Here is a 21337-nt window from a genome sequence, read left to right as displayed (position 1 = left end):
GCGCGCACCGGCGTCGGTTCGATGACATTTGGGCGGTAAGTGCTTACCGCCCCCAGAGCCTCATCGCGTACTCCACAAAACTTCTCACTTTAGGCAGCCGATAACGATCCTGCACATACAGCAGGTTCGTCGGTCGTCTGGGCAAGTGATAGCCCGGCAGCAGCGCAACCAGCCGGCCTTCCTGCAAGTCTCGCTGAACCAGCGCGTCCGGTAGCATCACTACGCCCATTCCAGCACACGCAGCCTGATAAAGACCGGCAGAGGTGTTGGCAACCATCGAGCCGTCGACATCCACCAGCACTTCACCTTCGGGGCCGGTCATACGCCATTGGGTGCCAGCCGTGCGCCACTCGTCTCCTGCCGGGTAGGAGAACGCCAGGCAATTGTGCGCACCAAGGTCTTCGGGGTGCGCAGGCGTTCCATGACGAGCCAGATAACTCGGCGCAGCGCAGATGGTCAGGGTGTAGTCCTGCATGGGGCGCGCAATCAGTGGCGAGGATTGCGGGATGTTTCCCAAGCGTATAGCGATATCGAAACCATTGTCGATCATGTCCAGACGCTGGTTGGTCAGCACCAGATCAAGTTTGACCTCGGGAAAACGTAGCGAGAACCCGGCAAGGGCCGGTGCCAGCACTTCCGAACCGAACGTCAGCGGCGCGGTGATGCGCAATGTGCCGCTGGGATCGCCCTGGGCCTGCTCGGCCAATTGCTCGGACTCGGCCACCAGCCCCAGCACTTCAAGGCAACGCTCGTAATACGCCGTGCCGAATTCCGTCAAGCGCTGACGGCGAGTGGTGCGCTGCAACAGGCTGACGCCCAGGCGCTGTTCCAGTGCGCGCAGGTGGTTGCCAACCATGGTGGTAGAAATCGAACACGCCTGCGCTGCCGCCGTCAGGCTGCCTGCTTCGACCACCTTTACGTACACACGCATCGCCTGAAACAAATCCATTATCAAGCCCTGCTTTAAAATGATTGAAGTATTTCGCTGTTTATCCATAAAGAGTGGTTAACGATACTGCAAAAACCGAAACATACCCAAGGAGCTTCACGTCATGACCAATGCCTGCCTGATGAGCACTTACCAGCCTTTGGCCCTGAGCTTCACCCGAGGCCTGGGCACGCGTCTGTGGGACCAGAGCGGGCGCCAATACCTGGATGCTGTGGCGGGCGTGGCGGTGACCAATGTCGGCCATTCGCATCCGCTGCTGGTTGAGGCCATTCGGGATCAGGCGGGGTTGCTGTTGCACACTTCCAATCTTTACAGCATCGACTGGCAGCAGCGTCTGGCGCAGAAACTGACCGGTTTGTCGGGGCTGGATCGGGTGTTTTTCAATAACTCTGGTGCCGAGGCCAACGAGACTGCGCTGAAGCTGGCGCGCCTGCACGGCTGGCACAAGTACATCGAACGGCCTTTGGTGGTGGTCATGGAAAACGCCTTTCACGGCCGCACGCTGGGCACGCTGTCGGCCAGTGACGGACCGGCTGTGCGCCTGGGCTTCAGCACCTTGCCGGGGGATTACGTCAAAGTACCCTTTGGCGATCTGGCGGCGTTCGACAAGGTCTGCGTGACTCACGGGCACCGCATTGCCGCAGTACTGGTGGAGCCGATTCAAGGCGAAGGCGGCGCGCAGGTCGCGCCAACCGAGTATCTCAAGGCGCTGAGGGAGCGCTGCACGCGGCGTGACTGGCTGTTGATGCTCGACGAAATCCAGACCGGCATGGGGCGGACCGGCAAGTGGTTTGCCTTTCAGCACGAGGGCATCGTGCCGGACGTCATGACCCTGGCCAAGGGTTTGGGCAACGGTGTGCCGATAGGTGCCTGTCTGGCAAGGGGCAGGGCGGCGCAATTGTTCACCCCCGGCAGCCACGGCAGCACCTTCGGTGGTAATCCGCTGGCCTGTCGGGTCGGCTGCACGGTGATCGACATCATCGAACAGCAGGCCTTGGTGGAGAACGCTGCCCTGCAAGGCAGCCGCTTGCTGGAGCGGCTGCGCAACGTGCTTGGCGCTCACCCGCAGGTGCTGGAGATTCGTGGCCTCGGGCTGATGATCGGTATCGAATTGCGGCAGGCCGTACCCGAATTGACCCGGATCGCGGCCGAGGACTACGGCCTGTTGATCAACGTCACGCGCGGTAAGGTCATCCGTCTTCTGCCGCCATTGGTGCTGAACGCTGCCGAGGTGGAACAGATCGTTCAAGGCCTGCTGGCGAGCCTCGACAGCGCCCTTTACAAATCGCTTGAGCGCTCTGCCTGAAGCAAGGGATTAAGGAAAAGGACTACATCGGGCTGTACCGGGATGACCCATATGCGGTAGAACAGTCCAGCATCGCGTATGTCTGCGCGCGATGGCTACCCAATGGATTTGAAAGGAGCCCACCATGTTAATCCGGTCCCTGACCCTCGCCACCCTGCTTGTCGCTGCCGGTACAGCACTTGCCGCTGACAGCGATGGCCCTTTGGCCCAGGAGCGCGGCAAGTCGCGCCCGCTGATCATCATCGCACCCAGCCCGGCTGATCCGGCGCTGAGCCACCTCAAGGACGCGCTGAAGGAGTCTGCCAATCATAAAGACTTCACAGAGCGCAATATGGTGCTGTTCACGGTGGTGAACACTATCGGCGAGCGTGACGGCAAGAGCATGGACCCCCAGTCGACCATGGCCTTGATTCGTGAATTGAAGCTGGGCGCGGGTGTCGGTACCAAGGTCATTCTGGTGGGCAAGGACGGCGAGAAAAAGATCGACAAGACTATCGGCAAGTCAGAATCGGTAGACCTTAAAGAGATCTTCGCCACCATCGACCAGATGCCAATGCGCGAGAAAGAGGCATCCGCGCCGCCACCAGAACCAGAGGCCAAGCCTGCACCGGCCGAAAAACCGGCCAAGTCAGTCAAGGGCGGGGCACCTGGCAAGACGCTGGATGACTGAGTGACCGGCGCAGCGTGCGGTAATCGCGCGTTGCGCCTGGCGTGCCGTTCGGCTCACTCGCCGCGAATGTACTGCTCAAGCTGCTGAATGAGACTGGCCTGTTCGGCAATGGCTTCCTTCACCAGGTCGCCGATCGACAGCAGGCCCAGCAGCCGGCCGTCTTCCACGACCGGCAGATGGCGCAGATGGCTGTCGGTCATGATCCCCATGCACGCTTCGACGCTCTGTTGCGAGTCGACGGTAATGACTTTGTTGCTCATGATTTCTCTGACCGGCGTGCCCACCGAGGAGCGCCCCTTGAGGATCACCTTGCGTGCATAGTCGCGCTCACTGACTACGCCGACCACCACGTTGCCCTCGACCACCGGCAGCGCACCGATGTTCTTTTCCGCCATCAGCCTGAGCGCATCGAGCACCATCTGGTCCGGGCCGATGGTATGCACTTGCTGGTTTTGCAGGTCTTTCAATTTCAGTAGTTGGGCGACGGTTTTCATGGTGCTCTCCGTGATCGGGACCTGTAAGACTGTAGTGCATTTTCAGGCGCACTACAGAATCGTGCAGCGCGCAGAATCGAGCAACAAATAAATAGGGATAAAGGGCATAGACGCAATTAATTGACAGCGCCTGAAAATGGCCTGAATTCGACTGCAGACCGCGCGCTTGATCTCACAGCCAAGTAGAATCAACGGTTTCGCCATGCGGTCGAGGTAGCAGCGTTGGATTTACAGCAGGGCTTCATCCTGAGTCGGCACTGGCAAGATACGCCCGCCGGGACCGAGGTCGACTTCTGGTTGGCCACCGATCAGGGGCCTCGCCATATTCGCCTGCCTTGCCAGCCCTCTGTCGCCTTTATTCCCGCCGAGCAGGGCGAGCGTGCGCGGTCGCTGTTGCGTACCGAGCGCGGGGTGGAATTGCGTCCGCTGGAACTTTGCGATTTTCGCCATCGACCTGTGCTCGGTGTGTATTGCCAGCAGCACCGCCAGTTGATGAACATCGAAAAACTGCTGCGTAGAGGCAATGTCGATGTTTACGAGGCAGACATTCGCCCGCCCGAGCGCTATCTAATGGAGCGCTTCATCACCGCGCCCGTGCAATTCAGCGGTACGCCGAATGCCGAGGGCGTGCTTTGCGACGCGCAAATCAGGCCGGCACCCGATTACCGTCCCAGCCTGAAGCTGGCGTCGCTCGATATCGAAACCACGGCACGTGGCGAGCTGTATTCGATCGCGCTGGAGGGCTGTGGTCAGCGCTAGGTGTACATGTTGGGGCCACCCAATGGTGGCGACGAGGAGCTGGATTTTCAGCTCGATTATTGCGATACCCGCGCGCAGTTGCTGGAGTGCCTGAATGGCTGGCTGGCGTTGCACGATCCTGACGCAATCATCGGCTGGAACGTCGTGCAGTTCGACCTGCGGGTTCTGCATGAGCATGCCCAGCGCCTGCAAGTGCCATTGCGGCTCGGGCGTGGCGGTGAAGCAATGGGCTGGCGGGAGCATGGCAGCCGTAACAATCATTTTTTTGCCGAGGTCAGCGGGCGGCTGATCATCGACGGGATCGAGGCCTTGCGTTCCGCGACCTGGAGCTTTCCGTCGTTCAGTCTCGAGAATGTCGCGCAGACCCTGCTGGGCGAGGGCAAGGCCATTGATACGCCTTACCAGCGCATGGACGAAATCAACCGCATGTTCGCCGAGGACAAGCCTGCGCTGGCGCGTTACAACATCAAGGATTGCGAGCTGGTGACGCGCATCTTCGCCAAGACTCAGTTGCTGACCTTTCTGCTCGAACGCGCCACCGTAACGGGCCTGCCCGCTGACCGCAGCGGCGGTTCGGTGGCCGCGTTCTGCCATCTGTACATTCCGCTGATGCACCGCCAGGGCTTCGTCGCGCCCAATCTGGGCGAACGCATGCCGGAGGCAAGCCCCGGTGGTTTTGTAATGGATTCCCAGCCGGGGCTCTATGAGTCGGTGCTGGTGCTGGACTACAAGAGCCTTTATCCGTCGATCATTCGCACTTTTCTCATCGACCCGGTGGGGTTGATCGAAGGCATGCGTCATCCCGAGGACAGCGCGTCGGTGCCAGGCTTTCGCGGCGCGCGCTTTTCCCGCACCCGCCATAGCCTGCCAGCGATCGTGGAACGAGTGTGGCAAGGTCGGGAGACCGCCAAGCGCGAGCACAATGCGCCGTTGTCCCAGGCCCTGAAAATCATCATGAATGCCTTCTACGGCGTGCTGGGGTCGAGTGGCTGCCGGTTCTTCGATCCGCGGCTGGCCTCATCGATCACCTTGCGCGGGCATGAAATCATGCTCAAGACCCGCGACCTCATCCAGGCACAGGGCTATACCGTAATCTACGGCGATACCGACTCGACATTTGTCTGGCTGGGCCGTCCTCACGGGCAGGAAGAAGCGGCAAGCATCGGCAAGACGCTGGTGCAACAGGTCAACCAGTGGTGGCGCGAGCACCTGCACAATGAATATGGCTTGCACAGCGCGCTGGAGCTGCAATACGAAACGCATTTTCGCCGCTTCCTGATGCCAACCGTGCGCGGAGCGGAGGAGGGCAGCAAGAAACGCTACGCCGGACTGGTCACTCGCGCCGACGGTTCCGAGGAGATGGTCTACAAGGGCCTGGAAACCGTGCGCACCGACTGGTCGCCGCTGGCTCAGCAGTTTCAGCAGGAGCTATACCTGCGCATCTTCAAGCGCCAGCCGTATCAGAATTATGTACGTGACTACGTGCAACGCACCTTGTCAGGCGAGCTGGATGACCTGTTGATCTACCGCAAGCGCCTGCGCCGCAAGCTCGATGATTATCAGCGCAACGTGCCGCCACACGTGCGCGCCGCGCGGCTCGCCGATGAATACAACGATCAGCAGGGGCGTCCGCGTCAATATCAGAGCGGCGGCTGGATCAGCTATGTGATGACCACTGCCGGGCCGGAACCACTGGAGATTCGTCACGTGCCGATTGACTACGACCATTACGTGACTCGCCAGTTACAACCACTGGCGGATGCGATCCTGCCGTTTGTCGACGATGATTTCAGCACGCTGATCGGCGGGCAATTAGGGTTGTTCTAACGCGCGCCGAGCTGCTCGGCGATCCACGGCAGTACCTGCTCGCATGATGCTTCGATCTTCATTTCAAGCAATTCGTCCGCGCGGGTCTTGCCGTGGTTGATGGCGATGACCGGTTTGCCCTGTTCGACCATTGCCTTGCACAGGCGGAACGCCGACCAGGCCATCAATGACGTGCCAACCACCAGCAAGCCTCCCGCCTGTTCGACACTCGACGTTGCCTTGGCAGCGGTCTGCGGCGCGACGTTCTCACCAAAGAACACAACGTCCGGCTTGAGTCTGTCGCCCTCGCAATGCGGGCAACGGGGCACCTTGAAACCAGCCTCGAAAGCCGGGTCCAGCAGTGTGTCGCCATCGGGTGCCTGTTTGGCATCAACGCCTAGCAGATAGGGGTTTTGCTCCAGCATCTGCTCTTGAATATCCGCCCGCTCGCTGCGTTGCTGACAATCCAGGCACAGTACACGGTGCAGGCTGCCGTGCAGCTCGATGACGTCCTGGCTTCCGGCCTGACTGTGCAGTGCATCAACGTTCTGGGTAATCAGTCCGCTGATGGCATTTTCAACCTGCAATGCAGCCAGTGCCCGATGCGCGGTATTGGCCTGCGCCGCGCGAATACGCGGCCAGCCCAGCATTGCCCGCGCCCAGTAACGTTGGCGCGCAGCGGGGTTGCCGACAAACTCCTGATACATCATCGGCTGTTTGCCACGCCGCACGCCGTCCTTGTCGCGGTAGTCCGGAATGCCGGACGCGGTGCTGATACCTGCGCCGGTGACGACCAGAAAGGACTTGCCGGTCATTGTCTCGCAAAGTGTTTCGAGCTGACTGTAGGTGGTAGTGTCCAGCATCTTCAAACCTCGAATGACTCATGTTGTCCGGACCTGTGTCTGCCAGATTAGCAGGCGAGTGCGAGCTGTGAGCGGCCAAGGCGAGCGTTGGTTCAATAGACCGTTGTCTACCCGGTGGCGTGCGTGGCAACCTTGGTTCTTTAACACCTTGCCAAGGAAGCTCAGATGCGCTCGTTTCATTTCAAACAACTGGATGTGTTCAGCGATCAGCCTTTGCTCGGTAATCCGCTGGCGGTGGTGCTGGGCGCGGACGGGCTGAGTGATGAACAGATGGCCGCCTTTGCACGCTGGACCAACCTGAGTGAAACCACGTTTCTGCTCAAACCGACAGACCCGCGTGCCGACTATCGTGTGCGTATCTTCACCACACTTGAAGAGCTGTCTTTCGCTGGGCATCCCACCTTGGGCAGCTGTCACGCCTGGCTCGAAAGCGGTGGCGCGGCGCACGGTGAGGAAATTATCCAGGAGTGCGGGATCGGTCTGGTGCGCATTCGTCGCGAGGGCAGCGGGCTGGCATTCACTGCGCCGCCTTTGTTGCGTTCGGGCACTGTAGACCCTGAATTGATCGAGCAGATCCGCCTCGGTATGAAGCTGGGGGCGGGTGAGATTCTGGATGCGCGCTGGGTGGATAACGGCCCGGGTTGGGTCGCCTTCAGGCTGGCAGATCGCGCCAGTGTTCTGAGCTTGCAGCCGGATTACACACTATTGAGCGGCCTGATACTCGGCGTCGTTGCGCCATGGGACCCGGCAATCGATGGGGATGAGGCGCAATTTGAAGTGCGTGCCTTTATCCCGGGCGACGGTATGGCGGAAGACCCGGTGACCGGCAGCCTCAATGCCGGAATCGCTCGCTGGTTTCTGGAAGAGGGGCTGGCACCGGACAATTACATCGTCAGCCAAGGCACCGTGCTCGGCCGCAAGGGGCGAGTCTCCATTCAGCGTGTAGGTGAGGATATCTGGGTGGGCGGCTCGACGGTTACCTGCATTGAAGGGCGCGTTTCGCTTTAGGCGCTTGTCGTCATAGACAACACCTGAAGAGCACAGAGTGCCGGGTAACAAGAGCCCGAGAGCGAAAGACTCAATCCCTGTGCGCAATCTTCTTGCCACGTCTGGCGGCGATATCGCTGGCCTGGCCGTCGCGTTGTTTGCCAGTCCGGGCCTGGGTGATGAGCGCTGGAATCAAAGGGCCTTCGGGCAGATTCTTCCAGAAGCGCGAAGGGAAGTGGCCCTCCATGACTTTGGGGTTCAGGCGTGCAGGGTTGAAGATGTGGCTGTAATAGGTGAGCCACAACTCGCCATGCGGGTCTTCGACCTGCCGGGCCATGGTCTGCCAGGCTTCAGGGCAGCGGCGCTCGTGGAACAACTGTTTGCCGTCGTAATACACGCCGTCCTGAGGGGTAGCGATCATCCAGCGGTGCTGGCCCATGCGGCCGATGAAATGCTCACTGGCACTGAGCAGAATATCGTGCGCCGGCTCATGCCAGGCCACGTATTGCGGGCGCATGATGGCCGCGTCATCAGCGACAGGCGGCAAGGCGACAAAACGTAGAAACGCGTGCAGATGATGCGCCTCACGTCTGACCGACTTGAGACGACGGTGCAGCTCGCTGCCGAGTTTGTCGCCGGCCATCATGGCCGTGCGATCACCGTGGGTGACGCGCCACAGCACTTCGTACAACAGGCTCCAGCGCTGATCGCCCCGGTAGCGCGAGGCGCTTTCCAGCAGTTGCACCAATTCCAGCGGAACCCGGGCCTGAAAGGGGCCCTGTTCCTGCGGGTATTCTTCTTCGCTGCCAAACAGGTCGGCGGCGTCCGGTGACTTCCAGCTGACCTGGCTGGGGTCGATCTCATGGCTCAGCAGCCAGCGTGCCTGTTGCCGCCAGGTGCCGAACAGGTCGTCGCAGTCCAGGCAGATCATCCCCACAACCCCATTTGCTGAGGCTGCGGCCGGTCTCGCAGCTGGTGATGCAGAAATTCGCTGGTGGTTTCCGCATGCGGCGGGTGGTAGTCGCTGGTAATGATAAACGGCTTGGCCTTGGCCAGTATGCAGCGCATGCGGGTGAGGTCTTCGTAGCGGATACGCCGCTGCCTGCGCAGCTCGACCAGCCGCTGGGTGGTACGAATTCCGATGCCTGGCACCCGGGCAATCAGCGCCGCGTCGGCCTTGTTCAGGTCCAGCGGAAACACCTGCCGGTTGCCCAGCGCCCAGGCCAGCTTGGGGTCAATGTCCAGCGCCAGGTCACCGGGGCCGCTGAGCAATTCACCTGCAGTAAAACCGTAGCCGCGCAAAAGGAAGTCGGCCTGGTACAGCCGGTGCTCGCGCATCAGCGGCGGTGCAGCCAGTGGCACACTGTTGGGGCTGTTGGGGATCGGGCTGAACGCTGAATAGTAGACCCGGCGCAGTTTGAAGTTGCTGTACAGCGACTGCGCGCTGTGCAGGATGGTGCTGTCGTCGGTAGCGTCGGCACCGACGATCATTTGCGTGCTTTGCCCGGCCGGGGCAAAGCGCGGCGAGCGCGGCTCGTTGCGCACGGTTTGCTCGCCGGTGTAAATGGTTTGCATGGCTTGTTTGATCGACGCGACGTCTTTTTCCGGTGCAAGGGTTTGCAGGCTCAGGTCGGTCGGCAGCTCGATATTGACGCTGAGGCGGTCGGCATAGCGACCGGCTTTTTCGATCAGCGCCGGATCGGCGTCGGGGATGGTCTTGAGGTGGATATAACCGCGAAACTCGTGCACCTCGCGCAACAACCGGGCGACCTCGACCAGTTGCTCCATGGTGTAGTCCGCAGAGCGAATGATCCCGGAACTCAAAAACAGCCCGCTGACGCAATTGCGACGATAGAAGTCCAGCGTCAGGGTGACCACTTCTTCGGGCGTGAAGCGCGCACGGGGCACGTCGCTGGAGCGGCGGTTGACGCAGTACTGGCAGTCGTAAAAGCAGAAATTGGTCAACAGGATTTTCAGCAGCGACACGCAACGGCCATCCGGCGTATAGCTATGGCAGATGCCCATGCCGTTGGTGGAACCCAGCCCGGATTTGTCCTGCGAGCTGCGCTTGGGTGCTCCACTGCTGGCGCACGACGCATCGTACTTGGCGGCGTCCGCCAGAATGCTGAGCTTGTCGATAAGCTGCATGAAGTACCCCTTTACTGTTTGCATGTACAGTATAGGGCTGTGCGCCTCGCCACAAGTACCGCACGGCGGAGTTATAAGCCCTGGCTTGTCCTTATCAACTCATAGGCCTTGCGCACCAGCGGGTTCAGGGTATTGGGCCGGATCCACAGGTGGTAGGTTACGTCCGGTAGCCGTGGCAGGCCGTCGTTCTCACCCAGCACGCGCATATCCGGGCCGAGCATTTCCATGCTGCGCGGCGTTACTCCCAGGCCTGCTCGGGTTGCAGCCTTGATACCGATCAGGTTGGACGCCAGATACGCTTGACGCCATGGAATGTTGGCAGCTTCCAGCGCCTGCAAGGCATAGCGCCGGTAAATGCTCGGTTCGTCGACCAGAATCAACGGCAGCGGCTCGCTGGGTACATGGATGTAGTGCGCCGAGCAGATCCACCAGACCGGAGAGGTGCGCAGTGCGAAGCCCTCCAGGGTCGGATCTTCACGAGTGGAAATAACCATGTCGACCTTGCCACGATGCAGGTCGTCCATCAGAAACGGGCTGCGCCCCACGTCGATTTCCAGCCTCAGGCGCGGAGCTGAGCGAGCGATGTGGCTGAGCAGCGGCGGCAAAATGGTGTCGGCGATGTCGTGTGGTGAGCCGATGCGCAAGATGCCGCTAAGGCTGCTGTCGCGCAAGGAATTCAGGGCGTCGTCGTTGAGCGACAGCATTTGCCGGGCATGCCTGAGCAACTGCCGACCCGATTCGGTCAGGTGTTTCTGCCGCCCCTGTTTCTGAAACAGGCTGACGCCGACCTGCTGTTCCAGGCGCTGCATGTGTTGAGTTACCGAGGATTGGGTGCGCGCCAGTTGTGCACCTGCCAGGGCGAAGCTGTGGTAGTCGACCACCGCAACGAAGGTGCGCAGCAGTTCCAGGTCGAGGGTCGATGTCGGCATTGTCGAGTCGGGCGTTTTCAAGGTCGAACTCATATCAGGGCGGTGGGTTAATACATTACGTAGTTTTATGTTTATTGTGCAGTCTGTGTGACTGACTTCCATAGCTATCAACGTTTATTGAGTTTTAAGCCTGCAGAATCGCTTGCCGTACTTAAAGTTATAACCATATTTGATATTTGAATTTCCGTTAATGGATGGCGATCCGTAGTGTCGCGGCATCAGGTCGGGGGACGCCGATCATCAGCCGGGGAATTTCATGTCGAACAAGCGCTCATCCGTTTCAGGTTTTTTTCCCGCCATGCTGGGTGTTCTGGCCAGCCTGACTGTGAGCAGCGCGGCGCTGGCCGATGCCACGCTTGACAGGATTCAGGAGCGCCATCGTCTGGTGGTCGGCGTGTTGCTGTCGGGTGGACCGTTTGGCTCTATCGACCCGCAAACCCGCAAGCCCAAGGGCGTCAATGTGGAACTGGCCGAAGATATCGGCAAGCGTCTGGGTGTCGACGTTGAACTGGTGTCGGTACTGACCGCCAACCGTGTGCAATTTCTGCAGCAGGGTAAGGTGGACCTGTTGATTGCCAACATGGAATGGACGCCCGAGCGCGGCCAGCTGCTGGGCTCGGTGCCAACGCCGTTTTACCGCGTCGGTGGCACGGCCGCTGTGCTCAAGGACAGCAAGATAACCCGCTGGGAAGACCTCAAGGGCCAGCCAGTCTGCACCTCGCAAGGCAGCAGCTATATCAAGGCGCTGACTGAGTTCGGTGCCGACATCAAGGCGTTCAAAAGTTCGTCCGAATCGCTGTTGGCGCTGCGAGGCAACAATTGCGTGGCTGCTGTGCACGACGCCACGCTGGTCAACCCGCTGCTGGCTGGAAATGACGAATGGAAGGACTATCGCGCCATCACTCCGGAACTCAACCCGGCCCCGTCGGTGATCTGGACCCGTTCCGGGGAGGCCGACACGCAGAAGCGGCTGGACAGTATCGTTCAGGAATGGCATCGCAGCGGTTGGCTGATCGAGCTGGAAAAACGCTACAACATCACTCCTCCTTCTCCAGCGCTGGTCGAGCTGCATGAGCAGTTCACGAGCAAGGGCGCCTGATCTCACCTTTCCCGTTTCACCATTCCCACGCCGATTCGCACGACCTCGGCCAATAAGGAAGGCATTCATGAGCAGCATTTTTTCGGGCAGGACGTGGACCGCACTCGGGTTGATACTGTGTGCAGGTCTGGCCCAGGCTGATGCGACACTGGAGCGTATCAACGAGCGCCACAAGGTCAGTGTGGGAGTCCTTCTCAGCGGTCCGCCGTTCGGCACTATCGACCCGGCAACCGGCGACCATCAGGGCTATAACGTCGAGCTGTCCAAAGAGCTTGCCAAACGACTGAGTGTCGACCTGGAAACAGTTTCGGTGCTGGCACCCAACCGTGTGCAGTTTTTGCAGCAAGGCAAGGTCGACCTGTTGATTGCCAACATGCAGTTCACCGAAGAGCGGGCGCAGATTCTGGATTACGTGCCCACGCCTTATGAAGAAGTGGGTGGCGCGGCGCTGGTGCGCAAGGGCTCGGGCATCAGCATGTGGGAGGACCTTAAAGGCAAGCCGGTATGCGTGTCGCAGGGCAGTAATTTCATCAAACCCTTGCAGGAACTCTACGGCGCGCAGATCAAGGCGTTCCGAAGCCAGTCCGAATCGCTGCTGTCGCTGCGCGGCAATGGTTGTGTCGCGGCCGTGCATGTCAGCCCGACCATGCGCACCTTGCTGTCCGAAAAGGAATGGTCCGGCTATGAAATACCCATGCCGACCGATCTCATCCCGTCCAGCTCGGTGATCTGGGTTCGCAAGGGTGAGCACGATATTCAGGCTCGCCTGGATACCATTGTCCGTGACTGGCATCGCAGTGGCTGGCTGATAGAGCTGGGCAAGCGCACCGGTATGGAGCCATCGCAGGCGCTGCGCGATCTGCATGAAAAGTTTCGCGACAGTGCGCCACTGGCTGTCACACCATGAGCGAGCCGTTGTTCGCTGCGTTGCAGCAATTGTTGGGCGACAGCCATGTGCAGCGGGGTGCCCAGGCCAGCGATCGCTTGATCGACCGGCAAGGGCGCTATACCGGGCAGGTGATTGCTGTGGTGCATCCGGGTGATACCGCGCAGGTTGCCGAGGTGGTACGACTCTGCGTGGCACATTCAGCGCCGGTGGTGGTGCAGGGCGGTAATACCGGTTTGATGGGCGCTGCGACACCCGATGCCAGTGGTCGGGCGGTGCTGTTGTTGCTGGATCGCATGAATCAGGTGCGCGAAATCGACACTGACAATGACACCCTGACGGTCGAAGCGGGCTGCATCCTGCAAGATTTGCAGGATGCAGCCCGGCAGGCGGATCGTCTGTTTCCGTTGAGCCTGGGCGCGCAAGGCAGTTGCACTATCGGGGGCAACCTGGGCACCAACGCAGGAGGCAATGCGGTGTTGCGCTACGGCAACATGCGCGAGTTGACGCTGGGGCTTGAGGTGGTTACCGCTCAGGGCGAAATATGGAATGGCCTGCGTGGTCTGCGCAAGGACAATACCGGTTATGACCTGCGGGATCTGTTCATTGGCAGCGAAGGCACGCTGGGTATCATCACCGCTGCGACGCTGAAGCTTTTTCCGTTGCCCAAGGCTCAGGCAATTGCCTTTCTGGCGTTTGACTCCCTGGCCGATGCGGTTGCCTTTCTGTCTCACGCCCGCGCCGGCCTTGGCGCTGGGCTGACGGCTTTCGAGCTGCTCAGCGCCGATTGTCTTGCGCTGCTGCGTGAGCAGTTCACGCAGGGGGCGCAGCCGTTTCGTAACGCACCGCAACCCTGGTTCGCGTTGCTGGAATTGTCGGATAACCGCAGCGAGGAACACGCCCGTGAAACGTTTGAATCGGTGCTCGGTGATGCGATCGAGCAGGGTTTGCTGGCTGATGCGCTGATCGCCGAGAGCCTGGCGCAGGGGCAGGCGCTGTGGTTGCTGCGGGAAAACATGAGTGAGGCGCAGAAACGTGCCGGTCGCAATATGAAGCACGATATTTCTGTGCCGATTTCTCGCGTCGTCGACTTCGTGACCCACACCGATGCCTTGTTGCAAGCGCACTTTCCAGGTGTCCGTCATTTCACCTTCGGGCATCTGGGCGACGGTAATCTGCATTACAACGTCGCACATCCGCTGGGCTCCAGCGTCGAGGCACACATGGTCAACTACGCCGCGTTGAGCCGGTTGGTGCATTACAGCGCGTATGCACATGGCGGCTCGATCAGCGCCGAACATGGCATCGGGCAACGCAAGCGGGACATGTTGACCGATTACAAGAGTCCGGTGGAGCTGGACTTGATGCATCGTATCAAGCACGCGCTGGACCCGCTCAATTTGCTCAATCCGGGCAAGGTACTGGAGGCTCGGACATGAGTATCGTTCTGTCAAAGCGAGTGCAGCGCGTTTCGCTGTCAGCCAATGCTGCAGCCAAATCACAGGCGACGGCCTTGCGTGAGGGTGGTGCCGATATCCTCGACCTGACCACCGGCGAGCCTGATTTCGATACCCCGCAGCACATCAAGAACGCTGCGTTCGAGGCCATTGACCGTGGCGACACCAAATACACGCCAACACCGGGGGGGCGTGCATTGCGTGAGGCAGTGCAGCGCAAACTGCGACGGGAAAATCATCTGGATTACTCATTGGCTTCCGTCGTGATCGCCAACGGTGCCAAACAGATCATCTTCAATGCCTTTGCCGCGACGCTGAATGACGGCGACGAGGTGCTGATACCTGTCCCTTACTGGCCGTCGTTCCCGGATAGCGTGCGTTTCAATGGTGGCGAACCGGTATTCATCGAGTGCGGGCTGGAGCAGGGCTGCAAGCTGACCCCGGAGCAACTGGAACAGCACATCAATGAACGCACCCGCTGGTTGATCCTCAACGGGCCGGGCAATCCCAGCGGTGCGGTGTATGACCGAGAGGAGTTACTGGCTTTGGCGCATGTGCTGCGTCGTCACCCGAACGTGCTGATTCTTCTGGACGAGTTGTACGAACATATCCGCTTTGACGGTCAAGCGGCCCTGAGCCTGCTCAATGTAGCTGCGGACTTGCAGTCGCGCTGTCTGCTGGTCGGCGGCGTGTCGAAAACCTATGCCATGACGGGCTGGCGTATAGGTTTCGGTGCCGGTCCGCAGGACCTGACCAGTGCGATGACGGTCGTTCAGTCGCAATCGACTTCGGGTGTTTCATCGGTGGGCCAGGCGGCGGCGCTGGGGCAGGTGGCCGGGCTTGAGGTGCTGGTACCGCAAGGTGGCTTTTTTGTTTTTGTGCGCTGTGCCGGGTTGCTGGGGCGTTATCGTCCGGACGGCCAGCGCGTGAACAGCGATGCCGACGTGGTTGCCTGGCTGCTGGAGTCCGGAGTGGCCGGTGTGGCAGGCAGCGCCTATGGCTTGTCGCCCTGGTTTCGGCTGTCCATCGCGACGGCGACTGATACGGTCCGCGAAGCCGGTCGACGTATTGCCCGCGCCTGTGCGCAATTGCATTCCGGTGAAACCACATGAACCACTGGCTTGAGTCGTGGGTGCAGTGGGCGGCCAGCATCGGTTTGAACTACACCTTTTTGCTCGATGCCTATCAGCGCGGCACGATGCTGGAGGGGGCCGTCACAACCCTGTGGTTGTGCCTGTTCACCATCATTGGCAGCTTGCTGACGGGTGTCGGTCTGGCGGCAATGCTGACCTCGGGCAAGACCTGGCTGGCAGTGCCTGCGCGGGTATTTATCGAAGTGACTCGCAACACACCGACGCTGGTGCAGCTGTACTGCGCTTTTCTGGTGTTGAACATGCTGCTGACCCAGGCGGTCGGTGCAGCGAACCCGTTGACGCCTTTCGCCTGGGTGGTGATCGTGATTTCCCTGCATAAGGGTGCATTCCACGCCGAAGCGCTGCGGGCCGGTATCGAGGCAGTGCCCGCCGTGACCCTGGAAGCTGCCAGTTCACTGGCCTTTAACAGTCGCCAGTTGTTGTGGAACGTCCAGTTGCCGCTGGCCGTGCGCTTCGCCTTGCCGTCGTTGGTCAACAACCTGATTGATCTGGTGAAGATGACCGCCGTGGCGTCGGCCATTGCGGTGAATGACATCACTTACGCATCAATCATGATCTGGACACAGAGTGACAACGTGCTGGAACTGATGATTCTTCTGCTGAGCTTTTTCGCGTTACTCAGCTTTGCGGTCAATTGTGCGGGGCGTGCCCTGGAAGCCCGTTTGAGGATGCCTGGTTATGGCGATTGATTCTTCACTGACGACGCTCCCTGCGTGGTCGCGTCGTCACCTGGTTTCACTAAGCCTGTTGGTGCTACTGGTGATCGCGCTGGCGTGGTGGACTGCGGAAAGTCCGGTGTTCAGCGCGCTGCTGCAATGGTCGCCTGCGCTGGCGGCCGGATTTGCACAGAACATTCTGATCAGCCTGGTCGCCATCGCTCTGGGTTCGATATTCGGCCTGTTGGTCGGGGCGCTGGGGCTTTCGCCATTCAGGTTGCTGCGTCTGCCGGCACGGCTCTGGGTGCAGGTGTTTCGTAACGCGCCCTGGCTGGTGCTGATCTACTTTACTACCTATGTTTTTCCGTTCGAGATAAAAGTCGCCGGGACTTACATTGCCTTTCCTGACTGGGTGAAAGTCACCCTTGGCCTGGCACTGCCGGCCAGCGCCAACGTGGCCGAAATCTTTCGTGGCGCTGTGGCGTCGATTCCCGCTACCCAGTGGGAAGCGGCGCGCTCGCTGGCGTTTACCCGCGGGCAGATTTTTCGCTCGATCATCCTGCCCCAGTGCCTGAAACGCATGCTGCCGCCGTGGATGAACCTGTATGCAGTGATCACCATGGGCACTGCACTGGCTTCGCTGGTGGGTGTGCATGATGTGATCGACACAGCGCAGATCGCCAGCAATACGGTCAACCAGACAAGCTTCACCGTCATCATTTATTGCAGCCTGCTGGCGCTGTTCTTTGCCTATTGCTACCCCATTTCCCGTCTGACTCACTATCTGGAGCGACGTTATGCTTTCCATTGATCCCGCCGCACGCTCACTGGTCAGCCTGCGCGACCTGCACTTGTCGTTTGGCAGTAACCGTGTGCTCAAAGGCATTGACCTGGATGTCGAGCGCGGCCAGGCGGTGTCGATCATCGGGCCGTCCGGCTCCGGCAAGTCGACCATCCTGCGTTGCATCACCGGTTTGTTGCAGGCGCAGGGCGGCAGCATTCGTGTGGGCCAGACGCAAGTTGATGAGCTGACGCGTGAAGCCGAGCGTATCGAGCTGCGCAAGCGCGTGGGTTTTGTGTTTCAGCAATACAACCTGTTTCCGCATTTATCGGTGTTGGAGAACCTGGTCATAGCGCCACGCAAGGTGCTGGGCATCGAGCGCGGCGAGGCTGAAAAACAGGCGCGTGCATTGCTGGCCAAAGTACGCATGGAACACAAGGCTGATGCCTATCCAGGGCAGTTATCCGGTGGGCAACAGCAGCGCGTGGCCATTGCTCGTGCGCTGACGATGCGCCCGGAACTGATCCTTTTCGATGAGGTGACATCAGCGCTGGACCCGGAGACAGTCGGCGAGGTGCTGACTGTGATCCGCGAACTGACCGAAGAGGGCATGACCTGTTTGCTGGTCACCCACGAGATGCGCTTTGCCGAAGAGATCAGCGACCGGGTGTATTTCACCGAGAACGGGCGGATTGTCGAACACGGCAGCGCCGAGCAGATATTCCAGCGCCCGACCAGCGAACGCACGGCAGAATTTCTGCGTCATGCATTGGGCGAATCGGGACGTCGACAAGCGCCTGTAGGCGATCCGTTTTTATTGAGCAATATCAGCCGCTACAGCTTGTCCGTTTGAGCCAGAACTTCCAGCGCCAGAACTTGAAAAACCGGAGCAACTGCATGAGTCATCACGACCGAACCCACGTAATAGAAACATTTCTGCAACAGGTACGTATCATCCATCAGCGCGGCGTAGACCGTAAGGCCCTGACTGAAATCGTTGCGCTGCTGGAGACCCTGGCCGAGCGTCACGACCTGTTCAATTTCAGCGAGTTTCCCGCACCGGTTCCGGGCGAGGGCGATACTGCGTTCCGCTATCGTCTTAACGACGATGGGGAAACCCCGACGCTGTACATGAATTCGCTGCTGCCCGGTAAAAGCACGTTGCCGCACAACCATGAAACCTGGGCGGTGATCGTTGCGGTACAGGGCCAGGAAATCAATTACGTGTGGGCCCGTACCGATGATGGCAGCGATCCGGCCTTTGCCCGGCTGAAACTGGAAAAAGAAGTGGTGGTTCAGCCGGGCACGCCGATTTCGTTCCTGGGTGAAGACCTGCACGGCATCAAGGTCGAAGGCGATCAGCCGACCTTGCATTTCCACCTCTACGGGCGTCCGCTGGAATCGCTCAACGGCCGCTATGGAGTCAACCAGGAGGGGCGCGTGCTCAATTACAACGCTTCACAGATGGCACCTTCAATTCAGGCGTATTGAGCCGACGCCGCCTGCGTTCAGCGTTGTTTCCCTTAAATTCAAACGAGCCACCCAATGAGCCAGATCATCACCCCGGCGCAACTTCAACAATGGCTGTTCGACGGTCAGGAAATTGCCCTGTTCGACGTACGAGAGCACGGCCAGTATGGTGATGCGCATTTGTTTCACGGGGTAACGCTGCCCTACAGCCGTCTTGAACTGGACATCCGTCGTCTGGCACCCAACCCCAATGTCCGGTTGGTGATTTACGATCAGACAGGTAGCGACGTAGCGCCGCGCGCAGCCTTGCGCCTTGTTGCGTCGGGATACTGCAACGTACACCTGCTTGAGGGCGGTGTGCAGGGCTGGCAAGCGTCGGGGCGACAATTGTTCGCCGGTGTGCATGTGCCGTCCAAGGCATTTGGCGAGTTGGTCGAGCAGGTCAGCCATACCCCGCACGTCACTGCCATCGAGCTGGCGCAGTGGCAGGCGAGTGGCGAGCCGTTGGTGGTGCTGGACGGTCGGCCGTTTGACGAATACCGCAAGATGACCATCCCCGGTTCCGTGTGCTGCCCCAACGGCGAGCTGGGTTATCGCATCCCGGAACTGGTTAGTGATGAAAGCACGCCGATCGTCGTCAACTGCGCCGGGCGCACGCGCAGCATTATCGGTGCCCAGACCCTGATCGACATGGGCGTGAAGAACCCCGTCTATGCTCTGGAAAACGGCACTCAAGGCTGGTATCTGGCCGATCTGCAACTGGAGCACGGCAGCGTGCGGCGTTACCCGGATCAGGTCGCGCCTGCGGCATTACCCCGTCAGCGCAGCGCTGCCGAGGCGCTGGCAAAACGGGCTCAGGTACACACCGTGACCGCCGAACAGGTCAGGCGCTGGGCGCAGGATTCAGCGCGCAGTCTGTTCCTGTGTGATGTGCGCAGCGCTGAGGAGTTTGCCACAGGCAGCCTGTCCGGTGCGCGGCACACACCGGGTGGGCAGCTCATCCAGGCCACTGATCTGTACATCGGGGTGCGTAACGCGCGGCTTGTGTTGCTGGACTCCGACGGCATTCGCGCACCGATTGTGGCGAGCTGGCTCAGACAACTGGGGCATGACGCTTGTGTGCTGGCTGACGGTGTCGACAGCGGGTTGTCATTGCCCACGACGTTGCCGGATGTGACGGTCAGCGACGTGTTTACCGTTGAGGTGCCTGCCATCGGCGTACAGGCACTGGCGGATGCGCTGAAAGACGCTGCGGTGGCACTGATCGACCTGCGTTCAAGCACGCGCTATCGCAAGGCCCGTATCGATGGCGCGCGCTGGTCGATTCGTCCGTTGCTGGCCAGTGCTCTGGCCTTTGAAACGAGGCCGGTTGTGTTGGTGGCCGACGACCCGATGATTGCGCAACTGGCCGTGCAGGAACTGCCGTTTGCGCAGCGTCAGCAGGTTCGCCTGCTCGAAGGCGGAGTTGATGCCTGGCAGGCAGCCGGGTTGCCGATGAGTGAGGGCAAGGCGAGTCTGGCCGATGAGCAATGCATCGACTTTTTGTTCTTTACCCACGATCGACATTCAGGCAACAAGGATGCTGCACGTCAGTACCTGGCTTGGGAGATCGGCTTGCTGGGGCAAATGACCGACGAGGAGATCGCTGGCTTCAAGCCATTGCAGCCCGACCATGCAATCGGCAAGGAGCGTGACCCGCTGGTGCGCACCCGCCTGGTGCATGCCGCACGCACGGTCAAGGGCAGCGGGGTGCGTGGCGTGAATGTGCCGGTCACGCGCTTGAGCACGGTGCTGTTCGACAGCCTGAGCGAGATGCGCGATGTACGTAAACGTCGCGACAGCGAGCGCTTGTTGAGTTATGGCGCGCGGGGCAACCCCACAGGCTTCGCTCTGGAAGATCTGGTCACAGAACTTGAAGGTGGTTATCGCACCCGGCTGTTCAGCAGTGGCCTGGCTGCGGTGGCGCAGACGTTTCTGGCCTATCTGCGTCCCGGTGATCATGTGCTGTTGACCGATGCGGTCTACTCGCCGGTGCGGCGCGTGGCGCAGGAGTTCCTGCAACCCTTCGGCATCGAAGTCAGTTATTACGCTGCCGATGGCCAGGGGCTGGAAGCGCAACTGCAGGACAATACGCGAATGGTCTACGCCGAGGTGCCGGGTTCGCTGCTCTATGAGCTGTGCGACCTGCCGGCGCTGGCTGGCCTTTGCCGACCCCGCGGCATTCTTCTGGCGGTGGACAACACTTGGGGCAGCGGCTACCTGTACCAACCACTGCAACTGGGCGCGGACATTTCGATCATGGCCCTGACCAAATACCTGTGCGGCCATAGCGATGTGGTGATGGGCAGCGTCTGTACGCGTGAAGAGGTCTGGTCGCCGCTGGGGCGGATGGGCGACACCCTGGGCAACGCGGTCAGTCCCGATGATGCCTGGCTGATACTGCGTGGCGCACGCACTCTGGCTTCACGCATGGATGTTCATGAGCGTCAGGCGCTGGACGTAGCGGTGTGGCTCGCTGCGCACCCTCAGGTCGGCCGGGTTTTTCATCCGGGTCTGCCCGAGCATCCGCAGCATTCGCTGTGGAAACGCGATTTCAACGGCAGCAACGGCTTGCTATCGTTCGAGTTGCGTGACGACAATCCCGCGCTGGCAGAGCGATTTATCAGCGCTTTGCAGCTGTTCGGTCTGGGGGCTTCGTGGGGCGGTTATGAAAGTCTGGTTACGGTTGCCGAACTGGGTAATCGGCAAGGCGAGCAGGGCAGCCAACTCAATACCGTGTTGCGTCTGCACATAGGACTGGAAGATGTGTCGGCGCTGATAGAGGATTTGCAGCGAGGATTTGACGCTTGTCTGGAGGTACAATCTCGCATGAATGTTATTTAATAACATTTTCGTGACTGGTATGTAATACTGTAACAAATAG

General features: G+C 60.1%; 18 protein-coding genes and 1 pseudogene. 13 read left to right on the top strand and 6 right to left on the bottom strand.

Going from position 1 to position 21337, the window contains the following annotated elements; all coding sequences use genetic code 11:
* Nucleotides 1-43: 43 nt before the first annotated feature.
* Nucleotides 44-949 (bottom strand): LysR substrate-binding domain-containing protein, encoded by a 906-nt coding sequence (locus LJU29_RS15805; RefSeq protein WP_057454157.1) that lies wholly within the window; start codon nucleotides 947-949, stop codon nucleotides 44-46.
* A gap of 103 nt (nucleotides 950-1052) precedes the next feature.
* Between LJU29_RS15805 and LJU29_RS15800 the strand changes: the two genes are divergently transcribed.
* Together LJU29_RS15800 and LJU29_RS15795 are read left to right on the top strand one after the other, a co-directional pair.
* A complete protein-coding gene (locus LJU29_RS15800) occupies nucleotides 1053-2255 on the top strand; it encodes an aspartate aminotransferase family protein (protein WP_257110909.1) in 1203 nt (400 codons plus the stop codon).
* A gap of 124 nt (nucleotides 2256-2379) precedes the next feature.
* The gene (locus LJU29_RS15795) at nucleotides 2380-2925 is read left to right on the top strand and encodes a DUF4174 domain-containing protein (protein ID WP_054996166.1); all 546 of its coding nucleotides are present in this window, start codon (nucleotides 2380-2382) and stop codon (nucleotides 2923-2925) included.
* A gap of 53 nt (nucleotides 2926-2978) precedes the next feature.
* Here LJU29_RS15795 and LJU29_RS15790 read toward each other — a convergent pair whose 3' ends face one another.
* Entirely contained in the window at nucleotides 2979-3419 is a 441-nt protein-coding gene (locus tag LJU29_RS15790; protein ID WP_011168615.1) for a CBS domain-containing protein, read from the bottom strand.
* A gap of 222 nt (nucleotides 3420-3641) precedes the next feature.
* Here LJU29_RS15790 and LJU29_RS15785 point away from each other — a divergent pair.
* Nucleotides 3642-6005, top strand: a pseudogene (locus LJU29_RS15785) (DNA polymerase II).
* Here the strand turns inward: LJU29_RS15785 and LJU29_RS15780 are convergent.
* Complete coding sequence (locus LJU29_RS15780; protein WP_122321068.1) at nucleotides 6002-6847, bottom strand: NAD-dependent protein deacetylase; 846 nt, start codon at nucleotides 6845-6847, stop codon at nucleotides 6002-6004. The pseudogene LJU29_RS15785 and the gene LJU29_RS15780 sit on opposite strands and share 4 nt — an antisense overlap.
* Before the next feature lie 165 nt (nucleotides 6848-7012).
* Here LJU29_RS15780 and LJU29_RS15775 point away from each other — a divergent pair, with 165 nt between their 5' ends.
* Nucleotides 7013-7855 (top strand): PhzF family phenazine biosynthesis protein, encoded by an 843-nt coding sequence (locus tag LJU29_RS15775; protein WP_057423000.1) that lies wholly within the window; start codon nucleotides 7013-7015, stop codon nucleotides 7853-7855.
* A 70-nt stretch (nucleotides 7856-7925) separates the two neighbouring features.
* On the opposite strand, the gene LJU29_RS15770 is transcribed toward LJU29_RS15775, so the two are convergent.
* The 3 genes from LJU29_RS15770 to LJU29_RS15760 form a co-directional block, all read right to left on the bottom strand.
* The gene (locus tag LJU29_RS15770) at nucleotides 7926-8765 is read right to left on the bottom strand and encodes a TIGR03915 family putative DNA repair protein (protein ID WP_005757807.1); all 840 of its coding nucleotides are present in this window, start codon (nucleotides 8763-8765) and stop codon (nucleotides 7926-7928) included.
* On the bottom strand, nucleotides 8762-9982 hold the full coding sequence (locus LJU29_RS15765; protein WP_005744136.1) for a putative DNA modification/repair radical SAM protein: 1221 nt from the start codon (nucleotides 9980-9982) through the stop codon (nucleotides 8762-8764). The genes LJU29_RS15770 and LJU29_RS15765 overlap by 4 nt, the downstream gene beginning before the upstream one ends.
* Nucleotides 9983-10053: 71 nt before the next feature.
* Nucleotides 10054-10911 (bottom strand): LysR substrate-binding domain-containing protein, encoded by an 858-nt coding sequence (locus LJU29_RS15760; RefSeq protein ID WP_005777714.1) that lies wholly within the window; start codon nucleotides 10909-10911, stop codon nucleotides 10054-10056.
* A 256-nt stretch (nucleotides 10912-11167) separates the two neighbouring features.
* On the opposite strand from LJU29_RS15760, the gene LJU29_RS15755 reads away from it, so the two are divergent.
* The 9 genes from LJU29_RS15755 to metC all read left to right on the top strand — a co-directional run bounded on the left by LJU29_RS15755 (nucleotide 11168) and on the right by metC (nucleotide 21297).
* The gene (locus LJU29_RS15755; RefSeq protein ID WP_029240997.1) at nucleotides 11168-12010 is read left to right on the top strand and encodes a transporter substrate-binding domain-containing protein; all 843 of its coding nucleotides are present in this window, start codon (nucleotides 11168-11170) and stop codon (nucleotides 12008-12010) included.
* 67 nt (nucleotides 12011-12077) lie between these two features.
* A complete protein-coding gene (locus LJU29_RS15750; protein ID WP_257110908.1) occupies nucleotides 12078-12917 on the top strand; it encodes a transporter substrate-binding domain-containing protein in 840 nt (279 codons plus the stop codon).
* Nucleotides 12914-14335, top strand: coding sequence for an FAD-binding oxidoreductase (locus tag LJU29_RS15745; RefSeq protein WP_257110907.1), 1422 nt, complete (start codon nucleotides 12914-12916; stop codon nucleotides 14333-14335). The genes LJU29_RS15750 and LJU29_RS15745 overlap by 4 nt, the downstream gene beginning before the upstream one ends.
* Nucleotides 14332-15465 (top strand): aminotransferase class I/II-fold pyridoxal phosphate-dependent enzyme, encoded by a 1134-nt coding sequence (locus LJU29_RS15740; RefSeq protein ID WP_257110906.1) that lies wholly within the window; start codon nucleotides 14332-14334, stop codon nucleotides 15463-15465. Before LJU29_RS15745 ends, LJU29_RS15740 begins: the two co-directional genes overlap by 4 nt.
* Nucleotides 15462-16196 carry an amino acid ABC transporter permease gene (locus LJU29_RS15735; RefSeq protein WP_057422998.1) on the top strand — a complete coding sequence of 245 codons (735 nt, stop codon included), beginning with the start codon at nucleotides 15462-15464 and terminating at the stop codon, nucleotides 16194-16196. Before LJU29_RS15740 ends, LJU29_RS15735 begins: the two co-directional genes overlap by 4 nt.
* The gene (locus tag LJU29_RS15730; protein WP_005744130.1) at nucleotides 16186-16974 is read left to right on the top strand and encodes an amino acid ABC transporter permease; all 789 of its coding nucleotides are present in this window, start codon (nucleotides 16186-16188) and stop codon (nucleotides 16972-16974) included. The genes LJU29_RS15735 and LJU29_RS15730 overlap by 11 nt, the downstream gene beginning before the upstream one ends.
* A complete protein-coding gene (locus tag LJU29_RS15725) occupies nucleotides 16961-17797 on the top strand; it encodes an amino acid ABC transporter ATP-binding protein (RefSeq protein ID WP_057404015.1) in 837 nt (278 codons plus the stop codon). Before LJU29_RS15730 ends, LJU29_RS15725 begins: the two co-directional genes overlap by 14 nt.
* Before the next feature lie 44 nt (nucleotides 17798-17841).
* Nucleotides 17842-18435: a cysteine dioxygenase family protein gene (locus tag LJU29_RS15720; protein WP_005744127.1), complete on the top strand. Its 594-nt coding sequence runs from the start codon at nucleotides 17842-17844 to the stop codon at nucleotides 18433-18435.
* 54 nt (nucleotides 18436-18489) lie between these two features.
* Nucleotides 18490-21297: a cystathionine beta-lyase gene (metC, locus tag LJU29_RS15715; protein ID WP_257110905.1), complete on the top strand. Its 2808-nt coding sequence runs from the start codon at nucleotides 18490-18492 to the stop codon at nucleotides 21295-21297.
* Nucleotides 21298-21337: the final 40 nt, after the last annotated feature.

It is taken from the genome of Pseudomonas ficuserectae (assembly GCF_024584585.1).
Lineage (GTDB): Bacteria > Pseudomonadota > Gammaproteobacteria > Pseudomonadales > Pseudomonadaceae > Aquipseudomonas > Aquipseudomonas amygdali.
Note: the sequence above shows the minus strand (reverse complement) of the source record. Positions and strands in the feature narration are given on the sequence as shown.